This is a genomic window from Blautia sp. HCP3S3_B11 (assembly GCF_052064435.1).
Lineage (GTDB): Bacteria > Bacillota > Clostridia > Lachnospirales > Lachnospiraceae > Blautia_A.
In genome coordinates, this window is sequence record NZ_JBQHVP010000027.1 from 24,666 (window position 1) to 44,752 (window position 20,087).

At 39.7% G+C, this 20,087-nt stretch carries 13 protein-coding genes; 12 read left to right on the forward strand and 1 reads right to left on the reverse strand.

Annotated features, from left to right (window positions below):
- The first annotated feature begins 32 nt into the window (after positions 1–32).
- From ACTNC0_RS16850 to ACTNC0_RS16880, 7 genes are all read left to right on the forward strand, one after another.
- Positions 33–2,441, forward strand: coding sequence for a sigma-70 family RNA polymerase sigma factor (locus tag ACTNC0_RS16850; RefSeq protein ID WP_441088297.1), 2,409 nt, complete (start codon positions 33–35; stop codon positions 2,439–2,441).
- A gap of 189 nt (positions 2,442–2,630) precedes the next feature.
- Complete coding sequence (locus ACTNC0_RS16855) at positions 2,631–2,924, forward strand: hypothetical protein (protein ID WP_441088298.1); 294 nt, start codon at positions 2,631–2,633, stop codon at positions 2,922–2,924.
- A 48-nt stretch (positions 2,925–2,972) separates the two neighbouring features.
- Positions 2,973–4,145, forward strand: a complete 1,173-nt coding sequence (locus tag ACTNC0_RS16860; RefSeq protein ID WP_441088299.1) for a Yip1 family protein — start codon at positions 2,973–2,975, stop codon at positions 4,143–4,145.
- Between the two features lie 585 nt (positions 4,146–4,730).
- Positions 4,731–5,126 (forward strand): hypothetical protein, encoded by a 396-nt coding sequence (locus ACTNC0_RS16865; protein WP_441088300.1) that lies wholly within the window; start codon positions 4,731–4,733, stop codon positions 5,124–5,126.
- A gap of 17 nt (positions 5,127–5,143) precedes the next feature.
- The gene (locus ACTNC0_RS16870) at positions 5,144–8,677 is read left to right on the forward strand and encodes a fibronectin type III domain-containing protein (RefSeq protein ID WP_441088301.1); all 3,534 of its coding nucleotides are present in this window, start codon (positions 5,144–5,146) and stop codon (positions 8,675–8,677) included.
- Between the two features lie 285 nt (positions 8,678–8,962).
- Positions 8,963–9,775, forward strand: a complete 813-nt coding sequence (locus ACTNC0_RS16875; RefSeq protein WP_441088302.1) for a hypothetical protein — start codon at positions 8,963–8,965, stop codon at positions 9,773–9,775.
- A 366-nt stretch (positions 9,776–10,141) separates the two neighbouring features.
- Positions 10,142–10,537 (forward strand): transglutaminase domain-containing protein, encoded by a 396-nt coding sequence (locus ACTNC0_RS16880; RefSeq protein ID WP_441088303.1) that lies wholly within the window; start codon positions 10,142–10,144, stop codon positions 10,535–10,537.
- 168 nt (positions 10,538–10,705) lie between these two features.
- On the opposite strand, the gene ACTNC0_RS16885 is transcribed toward ACTNC0_RS16880, so the two are convergent.
- The gene (locus ACTNC0_RS16885; protein WP_441088304.1) at positions 10,706–11,374 is read right to left on the reverse strand and encodes a Fic family protein; all 669 of its coding nucleotides are present in this window, start codon (positions 11,372–11,374) and stop codon (positions 10,706–10,708) included.
- A gap of 357 nt (positions 11,375–11,731) precedes the next feature.
- On the opposite strand from ACTNC0_RS16885, the gene ACTNC0_RS16890 reads away from it, so the two are divergent.
- The 5 genes from ACTNC0_RS16890 to ACTNC0_RS16910 all read left to right on the forward strand — a co-directional run bounded on the left by ACTNC0_RS16890 (position 11,732) and on the right by ACTNC0_RS16910 (position 19,976).
- Positions 11,732–12,991: a hypothetical protein gene (locus tag ACTNC0_RS16890; protein ID WP_441088305.1), complete on the forward strand. Its 1,260-nt coding sequence runs from the start codon at positions 11,732–11,734 to the stop codon at positions 12,989–12,991.
- 192 nt (positions 12,992–13,183) lie between these two features.
- The gene (locus ACTNC0_RS16895; protein WP_441088306.1) at positions 13,184–13,873 is read left to right on the forward strand and encodes a hypothetical protein; all 690 of its coding nucleotides are present in this window, start codon (positions 13,184–13,186) and stop codon (positions 13,871–13,873) included.
- An 85-nt stretch (positions 13,874–13,958) separates the two neighbouring features.
- Positions 13,959–14,321: a hypothetical protein gene (locus ACTNC0_RS16900; protein WP_119235251.1), complete on the forward strand. Its 363-nt coding sequence runs from the start codon at positions 13,959–13,961 to the stop codon at positions 14,319–14,321.
- 106 nt (positions 14,322–14,427) lie between these two features.
- Positions 14,428–15,123, forward strand: coding sequence for a hypothetical protein (locus ACTNC0_RS16905; protein ID WP_288547364.1), 696 nt, complete (start codon positions 14,428–14,430; stop codon positions 15,121–15,123).
- Positions 15,124–15,185: 62 nt separating this feature from the next.
- Positions 15,186–19,976: a fibronectin type III domain-containing protein gene (locus ACTNC0_RS16910; protein ID WP_441088307.1), complete on the forward strand. Its 4,791-nt coding sequence runs from the start codon at positions 15,186–15,188 to the stop codon at positions 19,974–19,976.
- Positions 19,977–20,087: the final 111 nt, after the last annotated feature.

The following is a 20,087-nucleotide window of genomic DNA, read 5'->3' on the forward strand; positions in this document are numbered from 1 at the left end:
GATTAGTTTATTGTATAAATTAGGAGAAAAAAATGTTTTGCGAAAAATGTGGAAAAGAACTTCCTGCAGACGCCCGTTTCTGTGAACACTGTGGAAATCCTGTAACAAGGGAGGAAAGCCTTCTGGACAGGGCGAAAAGACAGGATCAGGCAGCCCTGGCTGAAATTTATGAGCAGACCAGCGGTGCAGTCTACAGAGTGCTGAAGATACTGATCAAAAATGATGAGGATACTGTGCAGGATTTACTGCAGGATACCTATGTAAAAGCATTTACCAGACTGGATCAGCTGCAGGATGAAAGCAAGTTGCAGCCCTGGCTGAAAACCATTGCCAATAATTCAGCCAAGGACTGGTTGAAGAAATGTAAGCCTGTGTTTTTTACAGCTATGGCAGGCAATGAGGGAAATGAAGAAACAGAGGCTTTGTCCTTTGAGGAGAATATAGAAGCTGATCGTATTGACGAGAATCCGGAGTTGGCAATGGATGAAAAGGAAGTCCGCCGTCTGGTGATGGAGATCCTGAACCAGCTACCGGAAGACCAGAGAGTAGTCCTGGGAATGTTCTATTACGAGGACATGTCTGTAAAGGAAATTGCCTCGATACTGGAGGTAAGTGATAATACAGTAAAGAGCCGTTTGAATTACGGACGAAAAAAAGTAAAGGAACTGGTACTGGATCTGGAAAAGAAAGGCACCAAACTGTACAATGTTGCACCGTTTACCTTCTTTGTATATCTGCTGTACAGACTTGGAAAATCCACATCTGTGGAAGCGGCCGAGCTGGATACCCTGCAGACTGCGCTGCATACAGCATTGCAGCGCACTGCAGCACAGGAGATATGTAAGAATGCAGGACACACTGCACAAGAAGTTGCAGGACAGACAGTTCAAAATCATGCAGAGAATATGGCTTCTCAGGCAGCGACACATACGGCATCCACAGGAGTTGGCAGTGGAGCGTCAGAGGCAGCATCAACGGTACATAATGCATCACAGGCCGCTTCAGCAGCATCAAAAGCTACGGGAGCTGCCGCCGGCACTGCAGCCAGACATGCAGGGCTGAAGGTGGCAGCAGTGATTCTTGCCAGTGTAGTAGGCGGTGGCGGTATTACCTATGGAGTGGTAAAAAATGCAGACAAGATTCCTGTGATCCAGAATATAGCAGAGGACAATGAAGGTCCGTCAGTAAAGGTTGCAGAGAAACCGGAAGAAGAGGAAAGCACAGAAGAAACTGCTGACACTGAAGAAGAGAAAGAAGATACTGGGGATAAAGCAGAAGCTGAGATACCGAAAACAGAAGAGGAAATCTATAAGGAGTTTTATGAGGAATATGTAAGGAATGAGAATCTGCAGGTTATAGATAATAATTCCCAGCTGAAGTATCATCCTTATGAGGGTGCATATCAACAGGATCTTATGCTTGGATGTCATATAGAAGATTTTGGCGGAGATGGTAGTCAGGAACTACTACTTTTGCGTACCAAGGAAGAAAATTGGGAGTATGATGTTACGCCACCGGATCCGGAAGTGAACAGAGTACTGGTGTTGGAGTTATATGGGATAGAAGATCAGGAGGTATTTCAGAGACAGACTCTGAAAATGCCAGGCAGTGCATTAAATGAGATTGTATCCTATGTAAAAGAGCAGATTGGAATGGAACGGATCGGAACAGATTTTTATCTGTGCCGTTATGGAATGTATCATGGAAGCGCCGGTCCTGGATCTCATTATAATACTATAGTGAAGGTTACAGATAACGAATTACAGATGACCCACAAACTATATTATGTAAGTTCAGGCAATTATGCTATGAATGGAGCATGTGAAGTAGATGGAACCAGTTACTTTACCGGCAATGCAGATACAGATGAGAACTTTATTAACAGCGTGATACAGCAATATAATATTTCAGCTTATCAGGATGTTTCCCTTCCCTTCCTGTTTAATTTGAACAGGGAAGAAATAACAGCTCAGGAGATGAATGATACCTTCGTGGTAGACAATTGCTTTACAGCACCGGAACAGACAGCACAGGTGGAAGCTGCTTCCCAGTCTGGGCAGGTGGATAACACAGTGTATTACTATACATCACAGATCAATACCCAGGAGATGACCATAGATGGAAATTCTTATGGAAAGGCTGTGATCAGCGGGGTAGAGTATAATGATGACAATATTACTTTTGACTGGTCATATCACAAAGTAACAGATGCGAATTCTGATGAATATTATCAGAACAGCAGCTTTGTGCCCCGGGAAAAAACAACATTTCAAATAACTCCGGAGACAAAATATTATACTGCAGAATTAGATACAAGCACAGATCAGACAATGTATAATTATTATAACAGGGATGAATTCCTGCCGTTAAAATTTAATGGACTTCAATTGCATATGAAAGTTCAAAACGGAAAAATCCTGTCCATGTACGAAACATCCTGACATACTGTGAAAAAAATAAAAAAATTTAAAAAATGTACCCCCTTTTTCTATTTTCAATCGTCTATAGATTAGAAGAGAGGAGGAAAAGGTAATTGGAATGTCTTAAAAGTACTGGTATCACTAGAAAAAAGGTATATATTGTCCAAATTGTGGAAAAAAGATTGAAAATTTGGCAGCATTCTGTCCGAAATGTGGAACAAAATTAAATATCAAAAATCGGATGATAATTATTGCTGGCTGGGCGGAGAGAAAAATGAGAGCGGAGCCTGGGGCTGGGTTACAGGGGAAGCCTGGGATTATACCAGCTTTGCAGAAGGACAGCCGGACTTTATGAATTCAGCGGAATATTATCTCTGTACATCAAATCCGGCAAATACCTGGAATGACTCTGATATGGAAGGAAATACCTGGGATCCGGGCTGGGGAAATTCCCGTGGAATCAGTGGATACATTATTGAATGGGACAGTGACCCGGCAGCCTGACTGATGTGGGAGAAGAAAGAATAAAGAAATACAAGAGGAGGAAAGAATATGTTTTGTACAAAATGTGGAAGAAAACTGGAAGAAGGAGAAATTTGCACCTGTCAGCAGCCAAAGAGTGTGCCAAAGATGCAGCCGCAGGCAAAGGTTGAACCGCAGCAAGTAAAAAAAGAACAGACAGGGGAGCCTAGACCTGTAGATTTACAGACAGGTCCGTCAGCTTCACAGCAGAATCAGAAAACCGAAACACATAGCCAGTCAGCACGGCAGCAGGGACAGCAACAGCAGAATGCCGGCTATCAGCAGAGACAGCAGTATCAGCAGAATTCTAATTATCAGCAGGGACAGCAGTATCAGCAGAATTCTAATTACCAGCAGCGACAACAGTATCAGCAGAGTACCAATTACCAACAGAATGCTAATTATCAGCAGAGACAGCAATACCAGCAGAATATGAACTACCAGCAGGGCAACATGCGAGGATCCAGAGAAGCTGAATGGGCCAGGGAAAAAGGTACGGAGGCACTGGGAAGTGCAAAAACATTTCTGGGAGCAGCCGGCAGCGTATTAAAGAGACCTGTATCTGAGGCTGTCAGAATGTCTGGCGATTGCACTGGCAAAAGTGGACTTCGCTTTATCACTGTAAAAGCAATATTTATAACCATTATTGTTTTGATCCTGTCTATGGTGACTGCAGGGAAAATCGCATCTGCCTCCAATGGATACTTCGGTTTCTTTGATATCAAGATGCCATATCTGACACTGATCGTACTGTCTCTGATTGCTACCATTGGTTTTGATATGGTCAAAGTTGGGATTATGACTATGATGACAAAAGCATTTGGCGGTTCTGCAGCTCCAAAGGCAATGTACTCCGTAGTAGGGGTTCAGGCAGTGTTTGATCTGCTGATCACTGCAGTAATATGTGTACTGATGATTATTTCCCCAAGTATTGCAACGGTTGTTGCCTTTACTCTGGGTCTGGTATATGCAATTGGGCTGACACCTTTTGTGGGATATGCGTCCTATACTGCAGTTACCAATATGGACAAAGATAAGAGAGTATATGCTTTCTGGATCATTATTATCCTGCTGGTTATTGTAGCATTGGTGATATGTCTTCTTGTGGGCGTAGGGGTTGTAGAAAAGATTGAGTCTATTGTAAACAGTTCCTATGACAGTTACAGCAATTCCCTGGATTCTCTTTTTAACATGTTCAGCTGATTGCGAATATCCGCTATCCGCTTGACTAAACAGATGGACACATTATGATTGAGGATAAATAAAATAAAAAGAAGTCTCTGAAAAAAAGTGGATACTATTATTATAAAATTGTAGCTTACCGTAAATCAGGTTCCAAAACACTGAAATCTGCAGCATCCAATGAACGTTATACATATATTTATTAAAACAAAATCCATAACAAAATAAAAACACATATCTTTGAATCATTTTCAAATGATCGTTTAAGACCATCGGCTTATCCCAGGCCGGTGGTCTTTTTTGTTGCCTTTTTGTATCAGAAAAAATTTAAAAAAATAAAAAAAAATTTCCAAAATATAAAACCTGTCCCCAGTGTCATTCGTCTATAGAGTAGAAAGCAGGAAAGACGTAATCTGCAAAAGCAGTAAAAAGTAAAAAAATAAAAAAATTTTAAAAAAACTTAAAACCTGCTTACCACTTCGCTCGTCTATAGAGTAGAAGGCAAGAAAAACAACATACAGAAAGAAGGGAAGAAATATGACATGAGTTAGCTGAGACTGTGTTACATGTAAAAAATAAGATGATAATGAAAAGGAGAATTTAATTATGGAAACAAAGGCAGCTGAAAACTATTTAAGAAATACGGAACTTACTTTTAAATTTAAGGCAATTGCCGCAATGGTAATGGCAGCATTATTTGGACTGGTAGTACTTTTGGAAACAATCACCGGACATGGCATAAGTCATTTGGAAGATATCTATCTGGTTATAGGAATCATTGCCCTGATTATAACAGGTGGAGCTGCGAAAGCAATTAAAATTGCATCGGCTGCGTTTACCTGGGGATATCTGTTGACACCACTGCTTTTATTTGACATTGCTTTTGCTCTGGGAGCGGCCGGAATTGTATTGGTTATTTCAGTAGGACTTCCATGTATTCCGATTGCATTAGTAGCCTGGGATATATATAAAGAACGTGCAAATGCAAAATTATACTTATAAAAAGGAGATATAAAACTATGAAGAACAAAAAGGTAACAGCTTTAGCTATGATGATGACAATGTGTATGTTAGGAAATTCTGCTGCAGGTGCAGCAGAGTTTTCTTCCGGACCTTCTTCAGTGACTGATGCATCAGAATCCGATTCAGTGGAGAATTCTAATGTGACAGATGCAGATCAGCCTGATGTACTTACAGACAGTACCGATGAGGAAGTTTTTAATGCACAGGAGGATGCAGAGCCTTTCTCTGATGCAGAGCTACTGGATGAGTTTTCTGCTGATGAGGGGACAGATGAAATTCCGGAAGTACAAGACCCGGGAAGTGTTGACAGTACCCTTGCTGCCAGATACAAAAATGCTGTAGTAGAGGCGGAGCTGGAAGCAGATCCTAATGTGAAGACAACCTGTAAGGTTTATAATGGCAGCAATCTGGAAAATCAGGATTATTCCACATTTGGATCCTGTGTAGATTCCTATGAATGTATAAGTCCGGATGGGGGCATCATGCGTGTACAGTTTGGTGCTATTGATGGAAAAACGCTGGTAGAGTACTATGATACCGATTACAATATCCAGAAGACAGTGACGGTACCTTTGGCACTTCCAAAATATGGTGCCTTTTATGAGAGTGGCAATCATTATTATATCCTTACAGGACAGGATAATCCTGACAACAATGATGCAGTTGAAGTATATCGTGTGACAAAGTATTCCAAAGATTGGAAGGTACAGGGATCAGCAAGCCTTTACGGAGAAAATACAAAGAAACCTTTTGACTTTGGCTCAGCGAGAATGACAATGAACGGAAATATCCTCTATGTAAGAACCTGTCATGTGATGTACGGCGGACATCAGGCAAATGTTACTTTTTCTGTGAACGCAGATAATATGACAGTAGTGGATAAGAAGACCGATATCAGCTATGCAGACACAGGCTATGTAAGTCATTCGTTTAACCAGTTTATACAGATCGATCAGGGTAAGATGACAACTCTGGATCAGTGCGATGCTTTTCCAAGCAGGGCACTTGTAATGCTGAAGTACAGTGCTGATCTTAGCGAAGGTAAATTTGTTCCGGATTTTAATTACGTCTCCAGTGAAGAGATGGAAAGACGTAAATGTGCCAAGACAGATATTATGGAAGTAGGCGGTAATCTAGGCGACAACTATACCGGAACTTCAGCCGGAGGATTTGAATATTCTGATTCCTGCTGGCTTGTGGCCGGCAACTTTGATACAGATGGTGCCGGTTCATCCAGAAATGCATTCATAGCAGCAGTGCCCAAGAATGGCGGTGACCCGGTAGTCAGATATTTTACCAATTATGGGGGAACAGATGACAGTGCGTCAACTCCCCATCTGGTGAAAACAGGCAGCAACAGTTTTATCCTGCTGTGGTCCAGTCAGGGAAAGGTTTACTATACAGCAGTGGATGGAAACGGACAGCAGTCCGGAACAACCTATGTTATGGATGGAAACCTTTCAGACTGTCAGCCAACCGTGATCAACGGAAAAATATCCTGGTATACATGGAAACAAAACGTTAATGTTTTTTATGACATTAACGCATCTGATCTTTCTGAGGCCAATGCGGTGAAAATCGTGAATGGACACAAATATTCTTATGGAACAGAAGTGAAAGATGGAATGATTTCCAGAAGCTGTACCGTATGCGGACAGGATCAGGACAAAGCAGCAGTGCCGGTATCTCTGGATCCGATATACAAAAAAGAAAATGGTGGTCTTGCATATTTAAGCGGAGATATCAGCCTGGATCCGGGAGTTACTTACTCTGTGGAATGTGGCGCGAATTTTACAGCTTCAGGAGAGCGTCTGTACGACTGTGAAGTGATCAGTTCAGACCCGGATGTGGTATCTGTGAATATGAAAGGAACGACCAGTGCAGATATTACTGTACATAAATCAGGAACAGCAACATTGACAATCCGGTCCAAATATAATCCGGCAGCAGCGGTGAATGTGAATATTTCTGCCGGAATGCTGGAGAGCCGGCAGTACAGTATCAAACTTTCCCAGGATAGTTTTGTCTATGACGGAACTGAGCATAAACCTGAGGTGAAATTGTATAAAAATGGGAAAGAAGTTTCTAAGGACAATTACGATGTAACGTATGAAGGTGACCTGGTAAATGCAGGCGTAGTCAAGGCTGTTGTGAAAGGAAAAGGTGGTATTGAGGGAACGCTTACGAAACAGTATGCAATCAAAACGGTGAAGTTTTCCGAATGCAAGGCTTCTGTGTCTGAAGATCCGATTTATTTCTATGAGGACAAGGAATACACTCCTGAATTTACAGTCAGGGACGGAGACAGAGTGCTGACAGAGGGAAAAGATTTTACGGTTTCTTATAGATATAATGACCGCCCGGGATATGCGCAGGTAACATTCAGAGGAATGGGGAATTATGATAGCAGCAGTATTTCTAAACAGTTCTATATCAATGCAAGGGACATGAAGTATTGTAAGATTACTCTTTCATCTGATTCCATCCAGGCGACAGGCAAAAAAATTGAACCGGGAGTGACAGTTAAGTTCGGGGAAAAGACTCTGAAGGAAGGTGAGAATTTTACGGTTTCCTATACAAATAATATCAAACCGGGAACGGCCACAGTGACAGTAAGGGGAATCGGAAAGTATACCGGAGTTTTAAGTGTGAAGTTCACGATTGAAGCTGCCGCTGACGAAAAAAATGATGATGACAGTAAAGGTGACACAGGTAATAAGGGCGACACCGATAGCAAGGACGACACAGGTAATAAGGGAGATGGCAAGAAAGAAGTTAAAATCAGAGATTGCCAGATAGAAATCAAGGCTGAGAATCTCATCTATGATGGAACGGAGAAAAAACCGGAAGTAATCGTTTTGGATAACGGGAAAACACTGGCAGAGGGACAGGATTACAGTTTAATCTATGATAATAATACATATGCAGGAAAAGCGACTGTTTATATCAATGGAAGAGGCATATACACGGGAAGCGTACTCAGAGTTTTTGAGATTGCCCGCGCAGATGCCATTGTAGATGCATCTTCAAAAACTATAACAATGAGCAGTAAAAAACAGAATATCGCAGAATCAGTCACTACTGATGGAAAGATCACATATAAATCTTCTGATTCGAAAACCGTGAAAATTTCCGGAGATAAATTTATAGCATTAAAACCTGGAAAAGTAGTTATTACGATTTCCACAGAGCAGGGAGCAAACTATAATGCAGCTTCGGATAAAAAGATTACAATTACGGTCAGACCACTGAATACCGGAAAAGTTACATCAAAATCCAGTGCAAAAGGTCAGATAAAAATATCCTGGAAAGCTGCAAAATCTGTCAGTGGTTATCAGGTTCAGTATAGCAGATCTGCAACTATGAAAAATGCGAAGAGTGCTACTGTGAAGAGCAATACCAGAAGCATGACACTCAGAAAACTCAGCTCAAAGAAGAACTATTATATCCGCATCCGTACTTACAAAGTTGTAAACGGTAAGAAATATTACTCTAAGTGGAGTACGGTGGATAAAGTAACGAGCAGATAAATAGTTACTGTTCACTCCGTTCTCAGCAACACGCTTCGCGATGCGCAGGATTTATGCTAATCGCATAAATCCGCGCTGTATGTTTCGGGATTTTGGCATATTCATGCCAAAACACCTCGCGGGATAGTGGTGTGTGAACAGTAACAACAGTAACGATAAATATCAATGTTTTAAAGCAAAAGACTTGTAAATATCGTTCTGATGGTGCATAATAAAAAGTAGGAATTTTTAATCGGCAGATATAAATTTACTATTTATTAGCTGCCTGAAAGGGGAGAATTGAAAATGAGGGTATGGAAAAGTAAAATAATCGGATTTATGATAGTGATATGTGCTCTTTGTATCACGGTGAGTCTGGGAAGTGTACAGAACGTTCAGGCGGCATCGAAAGCCAGATACACGATCAGAAAGATACAGGAGAAGAAAACATACAAGAAATCAAGCGCAACTTATTCCTATGAACTTCCACAGTTAAAGGGAAAAAGCGCAGCAGTAAAGAAAATCAACAAATCTTTAAAATCATACTATACCGAGAATCTGAAATTAAAAAAAGATCTCTTCAAACAGTTCTCTGATGATAAGAAGGCAGGCTATCTGGATAAAAAGACAGAGATTCTTTTTGCAAATACCAAATGCAAGGAGACTTATAATAAGGACGGATATGTAAGATTTGTTTATTACTTTACCTGGCATGGATGTGGAACAGGAAACGAGAACGGGACGGCTGTTATTTACCGTCTGAAAGATGGTAAGAAAGTAGAAGAGATTCCAGCTTCAGCAGCAGACCTTAAAGGTCTGAATCTTGTCAAAGGTACCTGGTATATGACTGATTCAGAACAGGATAAGTCCAAAGTGGAGTTTTCAGGAAAAACAATCAAATATTATTGCTCTGATTCATCAACCGTGAATTGGAGTGCGGCGATTGACGAGGTTATCAAAACAGATTATGGATATTACTTCAAAGTAGACTTTGGATTGAATATTTATATCGGATACCAGCTTCGCCTGACAGATACGAATACTCTGATCTATGTGGGAATAGGAGATCCGTACAGTTCTGAAGGTCTTAATAAGGAGGCCAGCTTGTCACGAAATTAACCGAATCAAGTAAGTCCCCTGCTTCAATTGCGAATATCCGATTAACTAAACATTACAGTGCCTTAAAAGATATTAATTCTGAACGGAATAAACTGAAGTAAAAATCTATGAAAAGCGAAAAGTTTTCATTCACTTTATGCGTGGAGAAACTTTTCGCTTTTCTCTATATTATGTTATGATATTCTAATAATTTGGTATTAGAAATTGACCTTTTGCCCGCGACTTTTCATTTACCAGAATAATCTATATTACGCTGATTCTAAAGGAAGATACTATCAGAAGCGTTTTCGTGAAAATGGACAGCTATATTTTACAGCAAGTGGTGCAGCAAAGAAAAACACAAATGCTCTTTTGAAGATGAAAGTTATGCAGACCGTTTCAGCTATAACAAATCCTGGAATGTCGCAGGAACAGAAGCTCCGGGCATGTTGGAATTACATAACAGACTGGAGTAAGTTTAACTATGGTGGGGATGATCCGGACAGAAGTAAAAAGGGATGGTATCGGGAAACTGCGTTGAAAATGTTAAGTTCAAGAACTGGCAACTGTTATTCCTTTGCATGCGCTTTTGCGGCCATGGCAAAGGAAGTTGGATATAAAAATATAAAAGTAATAATAGGGTACGATCACTGCTGGGTAACTATTAATGGAAAACATTATGATCCACAGGCACACTGGTCCGGCTGGATTCGCAATATTTATGGATTGAACGAGTATCCGTCAGGTTCAGATGGCGTGACGGTATGTGATTTTATGAAATGATATCAAAATGGTTGTTATTTGCCAGCAGTATTCGGAAGGATGTTAGTAACGAACAAAAGAGCCGGAAAGCATTGATTTTATTAGCTTTCCGACTCATTAGAAGCAGGGGATGAGAGAATTGAACTTCTTCCACCCCCCCCGATGTGGGGCGTATCGAATTTTTACCAATTATAGTTTTATTCCCTGAATCGCGTTATCATACAAAAACTGCTTTAATTTGTCTGAATTTCCTGTATTGTAAAAATCCAGTAAAAGGGAATTAAATTCTTCCATATATTTATCAGTAATAGTCATAATACCGGCACCGGCAGAAATCAGAACTTTATTGGCAAGCATCAGGCTTGTACGCTTATTTCCATCCCAGAAAAACTGTCCCCTTGCTCCCCAGGTAAAAAATTCTAATGCTTTATCAGTAGCGGAAGCATTTGCATTGGAATAAATGAATTTTAGCTCATGCGTAGTTTTTTCCTTTTCTGGAACAGGCGGTTCATAATCTGTTCCGGAGATACCAACACTTCCGGTACAAAGCTTTCCCCATTCGAGAGCTTCGTTTCTTGCAATATATTCATTCAATTTACACCAGTATTCGAAAGTAATATCTTCTTTTACAGTACTCAGCAAAAATTTCCACGCATCACGCATATTCAGAATAGCCTGAATATCATCAAGCTGTACATCAGGTACGTTTACACCGTTTAAAATAGTCTGTGTCTGAGGAAAGGTTACAGCCCTGTTTTCCATTTTCATACCACAATATACATTCTCGTCCCATTTCTTTTTTGCAAGAAATAAACTCTGCTCAGGAGTTAAATGAAACTTATCTTTAAATACAGGCATTGTTTCTACCTCACTTTTTGCATTTTGGGTATATTATAGCATTCTTTTATATCGTTGTAAAAAAATAAAAAAAATTTCCAAAAATATAAAACCTTTTTTCAGTTTCACTTGTCAGTATAGTGAAAGGGGAAAAATACCTTAAAAATATAGGACATTTTTCCTCTGTGCAGTCTTGATTATAGATAATTTAAAATCTATAATAGAAGTAAAAAAATATGTCTGCAAAGGAGGCTTTGGGAAAAAAGAAGAACAGAAAAAAATAAATCGAAAAAATTTTAAAAATCTTAAAACTTTTTCGAAACTCACATTGTCTATATAGTGAAAACAATAAAAAACACATAAAGGAGAAAAGAGATTATGAAAAAACAGAAAGTATTATCACTCATTTTAGCAGCGGCATTATGTGTCAGCACACCAGCATCTGCCATGGCAGCAGAATTTAGCAGCGGATCTGAAAATGATGCAGTACAGGTAACGACAGAAGCTACTACAGAGGATGTGTTTACAGACAGTGTAGACACCACAGAAAAAACTACAAAAAATGCAGAAGTAACAGAATTTGCTCCAGAAGTTGAAGATGGGGAGGAAGACGCAACACTTAATGCAGAGGCTGGAAGTGATATTGATGATGCGACATCTATTTCATTAAATACAAAGTATACAGGAGTATTATCAGATAATAATGATGCTGATTTTTATAAAGTTACATTAAATGAGGCTGGGTTGTTTAGCATTAAAGGTATTTTTAGAACGAGATATGTCAGATGGAGAATATATGATGATTTTGGAACAGAATTAGATATTAGAGCTTGTAAGATTGATAGTTTGAGTCAGAGAGGTTCTTTTGAATATTCATGGAATTTAACAAAAGGAACTTATTATATTTCAATAGATCGTTATGGAGAGGGGACAACTGGAGCATATTCTTTTACATTAGGACACAAGAGTGCAAATGAATCATTTGTAGAAGATCAGGGCGGTTCTAATAATAATTCAGATGATGCAAACCAAATTGCATTAAATAAAACATATAAAGGTCAGCTTGCACTTAATGATGAATATGACTGGTATAAATTTACAGTTCCGAAAAAAGAAACTGTTAAAGTGATAGGAAGAGCACAAGAAGATGTCCGGTGGAAAATATATGAAGAAGCAGACGGCATTATGACTTCAGTTTGGGATAGGAATGACGATTCATTGGAATCTGATATAGATTTAAATGCTGGTGATTATTATTTAGTAGTATACAAAGGAAATTCTGCAAATTATCAGTTTAAGCTTCAGACTCATACCCACAGCTGGAAAAATGAAATCACCAAAGCTACACTTACAGAGAACGGTACAATCATTCCAAGATGCGCTTGCGGTGAAACTGGAACAATCAAAACAATTTACTGCCCGAAAACCATTCGTTTATCCAAAACAAAATACAAATACAACGGCTACGCACAGAAACCAACCGTAAAAGTAATCGGCAGTGACGGCAAAGTGATCAGTCCTTCCTATTATAAAGTAACTTACAGCAGAGGTTTAACAGCAAAAGGTAAATACACAGTAAAAATTACTTTCAAAGGCAGATATTCCGGCAGCGTTAAGAAATATTTTAAAATCGTATAACTGATTTTTAATCCCGTCCCCACAGACTGATTTTTCTGTGGTCTGTGGGGACGGCAATAATTTTTTTGAATCTATATAGATGTTACAACATCTATATACTTCACAAAAAACAACATAGAAACTATAAGATCACAGTAAAACCAAAAAACATCATATATAACAAAAAAATTACACAGACAGGAGAGAAAAGCTATGAAGAAAAAAACATGGAAAAAAGTAATTGCTTTATTTGCCGCATTTGTGATGTTGCTCACAGCAATTCCGACATATGCAAAAAAACAGATGCCATTTTCGGTAGAACTTTCCAAAAATCTGATTCTTCCATTTCAGCCACCTTTTAATCACAGCAATAAACTGCTGATTGGAACTGTTTATGCAATGAGTCCAGATAAAGTAACGGTTAAATCCAGCAATCCTAAAATTGCAATTATAGAAAAAGAAGACGAGACAGGAAATGACACAACTCTTTCTGCGACACCGGTAAAACCAGGAAAAGCCACTTTTTATGTAACTCCGAAAGGAAAAAAGACTTATACCGTTAAAGTAACCGTTGTAAAATATCAAAATCCCATCTCTTATATTAAAATTGGAAATACCACCATTAAAGGCAGTGCTTTTGACAAAACAGGAAATGTAAATCTTAGCTATGACAAATTTAAAGGAAAAAATGTGAGATTTATTATGAAGGCAATGAATTCAGAAGGATGGCAGATTCAGAAACATAATATTAAAGCCTATAATTATAGCAAAAATTACTATAAAGAGCTTGGAAGAAATGGAACGTTTAAACTGTGTGGCAAAAAAGGAGACTTCCAGATTGGTATGTATCTGAAAAATCCAAAGAAAAATCTCTATATGTATTTAACCATAACTTTTAAATAATATTACGGAGTAGAAAGTTTTCAGTCTGACTATTCAATAAAAGAAATAAAAAAGAAACCAAAGACAAAGCCGGGAGGTGAGAAACATGGATAAGCCTTATCAGAGAGATATTGAACTGCTGCGAAAAGAGCTGGAATGCTATAAATATGTGGCAGATAACTGTAAAAAAGAGCACAGTGAACAGTTCCAGAGATATCTGACCACAACCTGCCTGGAACTCCGCTATGCGATTGAAACGATGGAAGAACGCCAGAAAACAGCGGTAAAAGAGCTGGAGGTACTTTCGCTGAGAGAACGTGAAAGAATGCTGGAACCACTCTTTCAGGCAGCAGAGGAAATTTCAGACAATGCAAAAGGAAAATCCTGTCAGGAACTTTCCGGCTATATTCAGCAGTTTATTACGGGATTTCTCATGGATCTGGTAGATTACAGATACCAGCCGGGATAAAAAGCAGATAACAGATGTATGTGAAAAAGAAAAAGTAAAAAGATTCGAAAAAGACATAAGAAAAAGAAAATAAAAAAGTCATATAAAATGAAAAGGAGTGCAGAAAATGAAGAAGATAAAAAAAGCAGGCAAATATTTCATGACAGTTTTACTGGTAGCTACTTTACTGTTTACATGGTGTGCACAGAGCACAGTTACCGTATCCGCAGCTTCCAAAGCTACCTACACGATTAAGAAAATAACACAGAAGAAAAGTTATAAGAAAGTAAGTGCCAGCTATTTATATGAACTTCCACAGTTAAAGGGAAGCAGTGCAGCGGTGAAAAAAATCAACAAATCACTGAAAAAAGACTATCAGAAAGATCAGGAAAACAGAGAGAGTTTGTTTGACTGGTTTGAGAGCAGCAAAAATTATGGCTATGAACGTGCATTTGTCAGTCATACAACATGCAGTGCATCTTATAATCAGAACGGATATATCAGTTTCCGCTATGGAGTAAACTGGTATGTTGGAACTGCCGTCTATGCCTATGAATATGGAAAAACTTACAGACTGAGAGACGGAAAAGAACTGGGAATCCAGGATGTAGTGGCAGGAAAGGCAAGCAATGTCAAGAAAACAATCGCAACCAAATACGCGAAAGAAGTTGCTGAAAGAGGATATTCCTACATTATGAAAATGAATCTGTCAGATTTTCAGTTCTTTCTTATGCCTGGAAAGAAAGTAATCGTATATTTTGGACCAATACAGCCGATGGGAGGACATGGTCCGGCACAGATTACACTGAAATCCAAAATGTAAAAATCAGATCACGGACAGTTACACAAAAAGAAATTCAGCAGTTTTAAGAAGGAGAACCGTCTATGAAGAATAACACAGTGAAATCGTTATCAATTCTTCTTTCAGTGTGTATGCTTGGAACCTCTGCCGTGAGCGCAGCAGAATTTTCTTCCGGTCCGGCTACAATAGAGACAGCTCCGGCACAGGTAGAGATTCCGGATGCGGTAAATGAGGACACAGATGCAGCGAACACAGAAACTCAGAACATACAGGAAGACACTATTGATCCGGCAGGAACTCTCACAGATCAGAACAGCACAGAAAAAAGCGAAGAAGAAGCATTTGGCACCGGAGAAGAAACATTTTCCGATGAAGAAAAAAATGAGGAATTTTCCTCAGAGGAAGAAATTCCGGAAGCAGAAGAGGAAGTGGTGGCAGGTCCTGTGGACCCCACTCTGGAAGCCAGAATGAAGGACTCAGCAGTGGAAGCAGACATAGAAGCAGACCCAAATGTAAAGACCACCTGTAACGTGTACACCGGAAACAGTGTGGAAGCACAGGATTACGATATGTATGGTCATCGCATCAGTTCTTATCTGACAACCAGCCCGGACGGCGGGCTGATGCGTGTTCAGGCAGGGGCGATTGATGATAAGGTTCTGGTAGAGTATTACGACAACTCCTATAACATTCAGCGGACAGTAACCGTTCCGCTTGCACTTCCATTGTTTGGTGCATTTTACGAAAGTGGCAGCAATTATTATATTCTGACAGGACAGAATAACGACAGCCAGGACGATAACAAAGAAGTCTACCGTGTAACCAAATATTCCAAAGACTGGAAAGTACAGGGTTCCTGCAGCCTTACCAGCAGCACGAAGGGAATCAATACTGTGCATCCATTTGAGGATGGCTCTGCGCGAATGACAATGAATGGAAACTATCTTTATGTAAGAACCTGCCGTACCATGTATGCATATGCGGTTGATGGAAGGAATCATCAGTCGAATATTACATTTTCCATTGATACTTCCAACATGACTCTGGCAGATCATTATGGCAGTGCGCTTGGCACGAAGTACGGCTATGTTACCCATTCTTTCAACCAGTTTATTCAGGTTGACAATGGAAAACTTGTGGGGCTTGACCAGGGTGACAGCCACCCGAGAGCACTTGTGCTCCTGAAATATCCTTCAGATTTAAGTGAAGGCAAATTTGCACCGAAATCACAGGAAAATGGCTGTGAAGAAATTCACTTTATGGATTTTCCGGAAGGTGGAGGAAACTATACGGGGGCTTCTGTGGGGGGATTTGAATATTCAGATTCTGCATATCTGACAGCAGGAAACTATGACAGTGGCGGAATGTATTCTTCCCGAAATGTATTCGTAGCTTCTGTAGCAAAATCAGGTACAACACCTACAGTAAAATATTTTACCAGTTATTCCGGTGAAGACAGTGCATCCACACCATATCTGATCAAGACAGGAAGTAATCAGTTCATACTGATGTGGTCGAACCGCGGAACGGTTTACTATACCATGCTGGATGGAAATGGAAATCGGGTGGGAAGTACTTACAGCATGACCGGAAACCTTTCAGACTGTGCGCCTTCTGTTATCAATGGAAAGCTGATCTGGTATACCTGGCATGATAACGCAAATGTATTTTATGAGATCAATCTGTCATCTCTTTCCGCAACACGTGCAGTGAAGATCGTCAATGGTCATCAGTATGTTTACGGAAAAGTGAATGATGGCAGAGTCACCAGAAAGTGCAAGATTTGTAATCAGGATCTGGGAAGTGTATTAGTTCCAACAGGAATAGGCAGAGTTTCTTATAAAAAAGGAAATTCCAAACGTGCACTGGAATCAGGACAGGAATTTGCTAACGGACAGAGCTATGAAATAGAATGGGAAACGCAGCATGAGAACTGGAGCAGTGATTTAGAGGCTCTGGATGACTGCGTGGTCAGCAGTTCTGATGAAAGTATCTTATCTGTAAAACAGACAGATGAGAATCATGCAGTGATCACAACGAAAAAATCAGGAAAGGTAACTCTGACGATCGCTCCCAAATATAATCCGGAAGCAGCCTTAAATATTGATCTTTATATCGATATGCATTTACTGAATAATAATGGATATAAAATCACATTTTCTCCTTATAGTTTCACTTACAATGGTAAGGAACAGAAGCCGAAAACAGTTCTCCAGATTCTTTCAGGAGGTAAATGGCAGGATCTTCAGAAAGGAAAAGATTATACAGTCAGCTATGATGGTGACTTCACCAATGCAGGAACACATACAGCTACTGTAACAGGAATCGGCAGTTATACGGGAACTTTAAAGAATAACTTTACGATCAATCGGAAAAGGTTAAGAGACGGATGCACAGTTACGCTGGCGAAGGAGTCTGTCAGCTATAATGGCAAGGAACAGAAACCGGATTTCATAGTTAAGGACGGAGACAGGACGCTGGTTCCGGATAAAGATTATACGGTTACATACAGAAACAACAAAAATGTAGGTACCGCTACAGCAACAATCAGCGGAACCGGAAATTATACAAGCTATGTCACAACCACTTTCAAAATCACTCCGGCTCCGACTGAAAAACCGGGCAAACCGGAGAAACCGGGCAAACCAGAGAAAACAGATATCAGCAAATGCACAGTAACTCTTTCAGCAACGTCTTTCAAATACGACGGAAAAGAGAAGAAACCATCCGTAACAGTAAAAAATGGAACAAAAGTCCTCACTGCAGGAACCGATTACACAGTCAGCTACAGCGACAACATAAAAGCCGGAACAGCCAAAGTCGTGATCACCGGAAAGGGAAACTATACCGGAAGTGTAACTAAAACATTCAAGATTGTAGAAGAGACGAAAGGAAACGATGACATCAGCAATGCTTATGTGCTTCTTTCAAAAAATTATTACGTGTATGATGGAGAAGAACACAAGCCGACAGTTACCCATGTATATGTAAACAATAAACTGGTCGATTCGAAGAATTACACTGTTACATATTCCAAAGATCTTGTAAATGCAGGAGAACCGGAGATAACAATTACCGGAACAGGAAGCTTCACCGGAACCTGCAAGACTACATTTACCATCGCACCCCGTGAATTTTTAAACTGTACAGTCATAGATCCGGAGGGACCATTTTACTATTATGAAGGAACTGCTTATACACCTAAATATGTAGTAAAAGACGGAGATAAAACTCTGGTAGAGGGAAAAGACTACAAAGTTACCTATAAATATAACGATAAGCCGGGACATTCCTGGAATACGATCGAGGGTATGGGAAACTACAGAAATGATGTGATTCAGAGACAGTTTTACATCATTCCGCCGCTCTTAAGTGAATGTGTGGCATCTCTGGAGCAGGATCCGGTCATTTATGAGGGGCATCCGGTAGAACCGAATATCATCGTAAAATTCGGAGAAAAAACACTGAAACTGAATCAGGATTATACAGTCAGCTATGTAGGAAATGACGGACCTGGTACTGCAATCGCATATATCAACGGAAAAGGAACTTACAATGGTCTTATCATTCTGAATTTTACGATTAAAAAAGCAAATGCCAAAACAAAAGATCTCAGTAAAGCAAAAGTCACGATTTCCGGCGATGCAATACACTATGAAAAAAGAGTCGAAATGCCGCCTGTAACTGTGGAACTGGATGGAAAAGTTCTGACCAAATCTGTAGATTTTATTGTAACATTCAGAGGCAGTGTCGGAGCAAAGACAGGAACTCTGGTTATTACAGGAAAGGGCGACTATACGGGCGTGATTGAAAAGCCGGTTAATGTTGTTTACAAAGATACAACAAATACAGAACAACCAAAAGATATCAGCGGCTACACAGTGGGAATCGGAGGAGATACCTTTACCTATACCGGTTCTGAGATTAAACCAAAAGTTCAGGTCTCATCAGAAACAGAAACTCTGAAAGAAGGAAGCGATTATACCGTTTCCTATAAAAATAACATTGAAGTTGGCACAGCAACAGCTGTTGTAAAAGGAAAAGGAAATTATACAGGCACCCTGACAATTACTTTTAAGATCGTGAAAAAATCCCAGGATGATGGAAATAAAGATAAGATTTCTGTCGGAAAATGCGACTTTATTGTTATGGATGATGAAGAAACCTACAATGGTACTGCACACAAACCGGATGTAATCGTTGCCTGGCTGGAGAATAAACTGACAGAAGGAACCGATTATACCTTATCCTACAGCAATAATGTAAATGCCGGAACTGCAAAAGTGACCATCACTGGTATAGGAAAATATACCGGATCTGTTACCACAAGTTTCGAAATCAAACCAGCTTCTCCTGAAATTCAGGCCAAAAACAAGACTGTGGATATGGGCAGCGGAAAACAGGATATTATGGAGAAGATTCAGACAGATGCGAAGATAACCTGCATCTCTGATGCTCCTGGCATCGTAGAAATCTCCGGCGATAAATTTATTCCAAAGAAACCGGGAAAAGCTACGATTATTATCACTACAACAGGGGAAAAGAATTATTTTTCAATGGATCTGGCCAGACTTACGATCACAGTACGTCCGATTAATACGCAGAAACTCACCCTGAAATCCAGTGCCAGAGGAAAAATGACAGTCTCCTGGAGTACTGCGAAATCTGTCAGCGGGTATGAAATCCAGTACAGCAGATCAAAGAATATGAAAAATGCACGGTCTCTGACAATGAAAGGAAAAACCACACAGGTAACCCTTAAGAATCTGGCTAAGAAAAAAAATTACTATGTACGCATCCGTACTTATAAAACAACCAACGGTAAAAAATACTATTCCACATGGAGTACCGTAAAAACTGTTAAAGTGAAATAACGGATGCTGACAGTAATTATTTACTCAAACTTCCCACACCAATAAGGTGTGCTGAACCTTGAAAATCCAATATTTCAGCCAATAAAAAAGGCATAAATACAATCCTTTGGT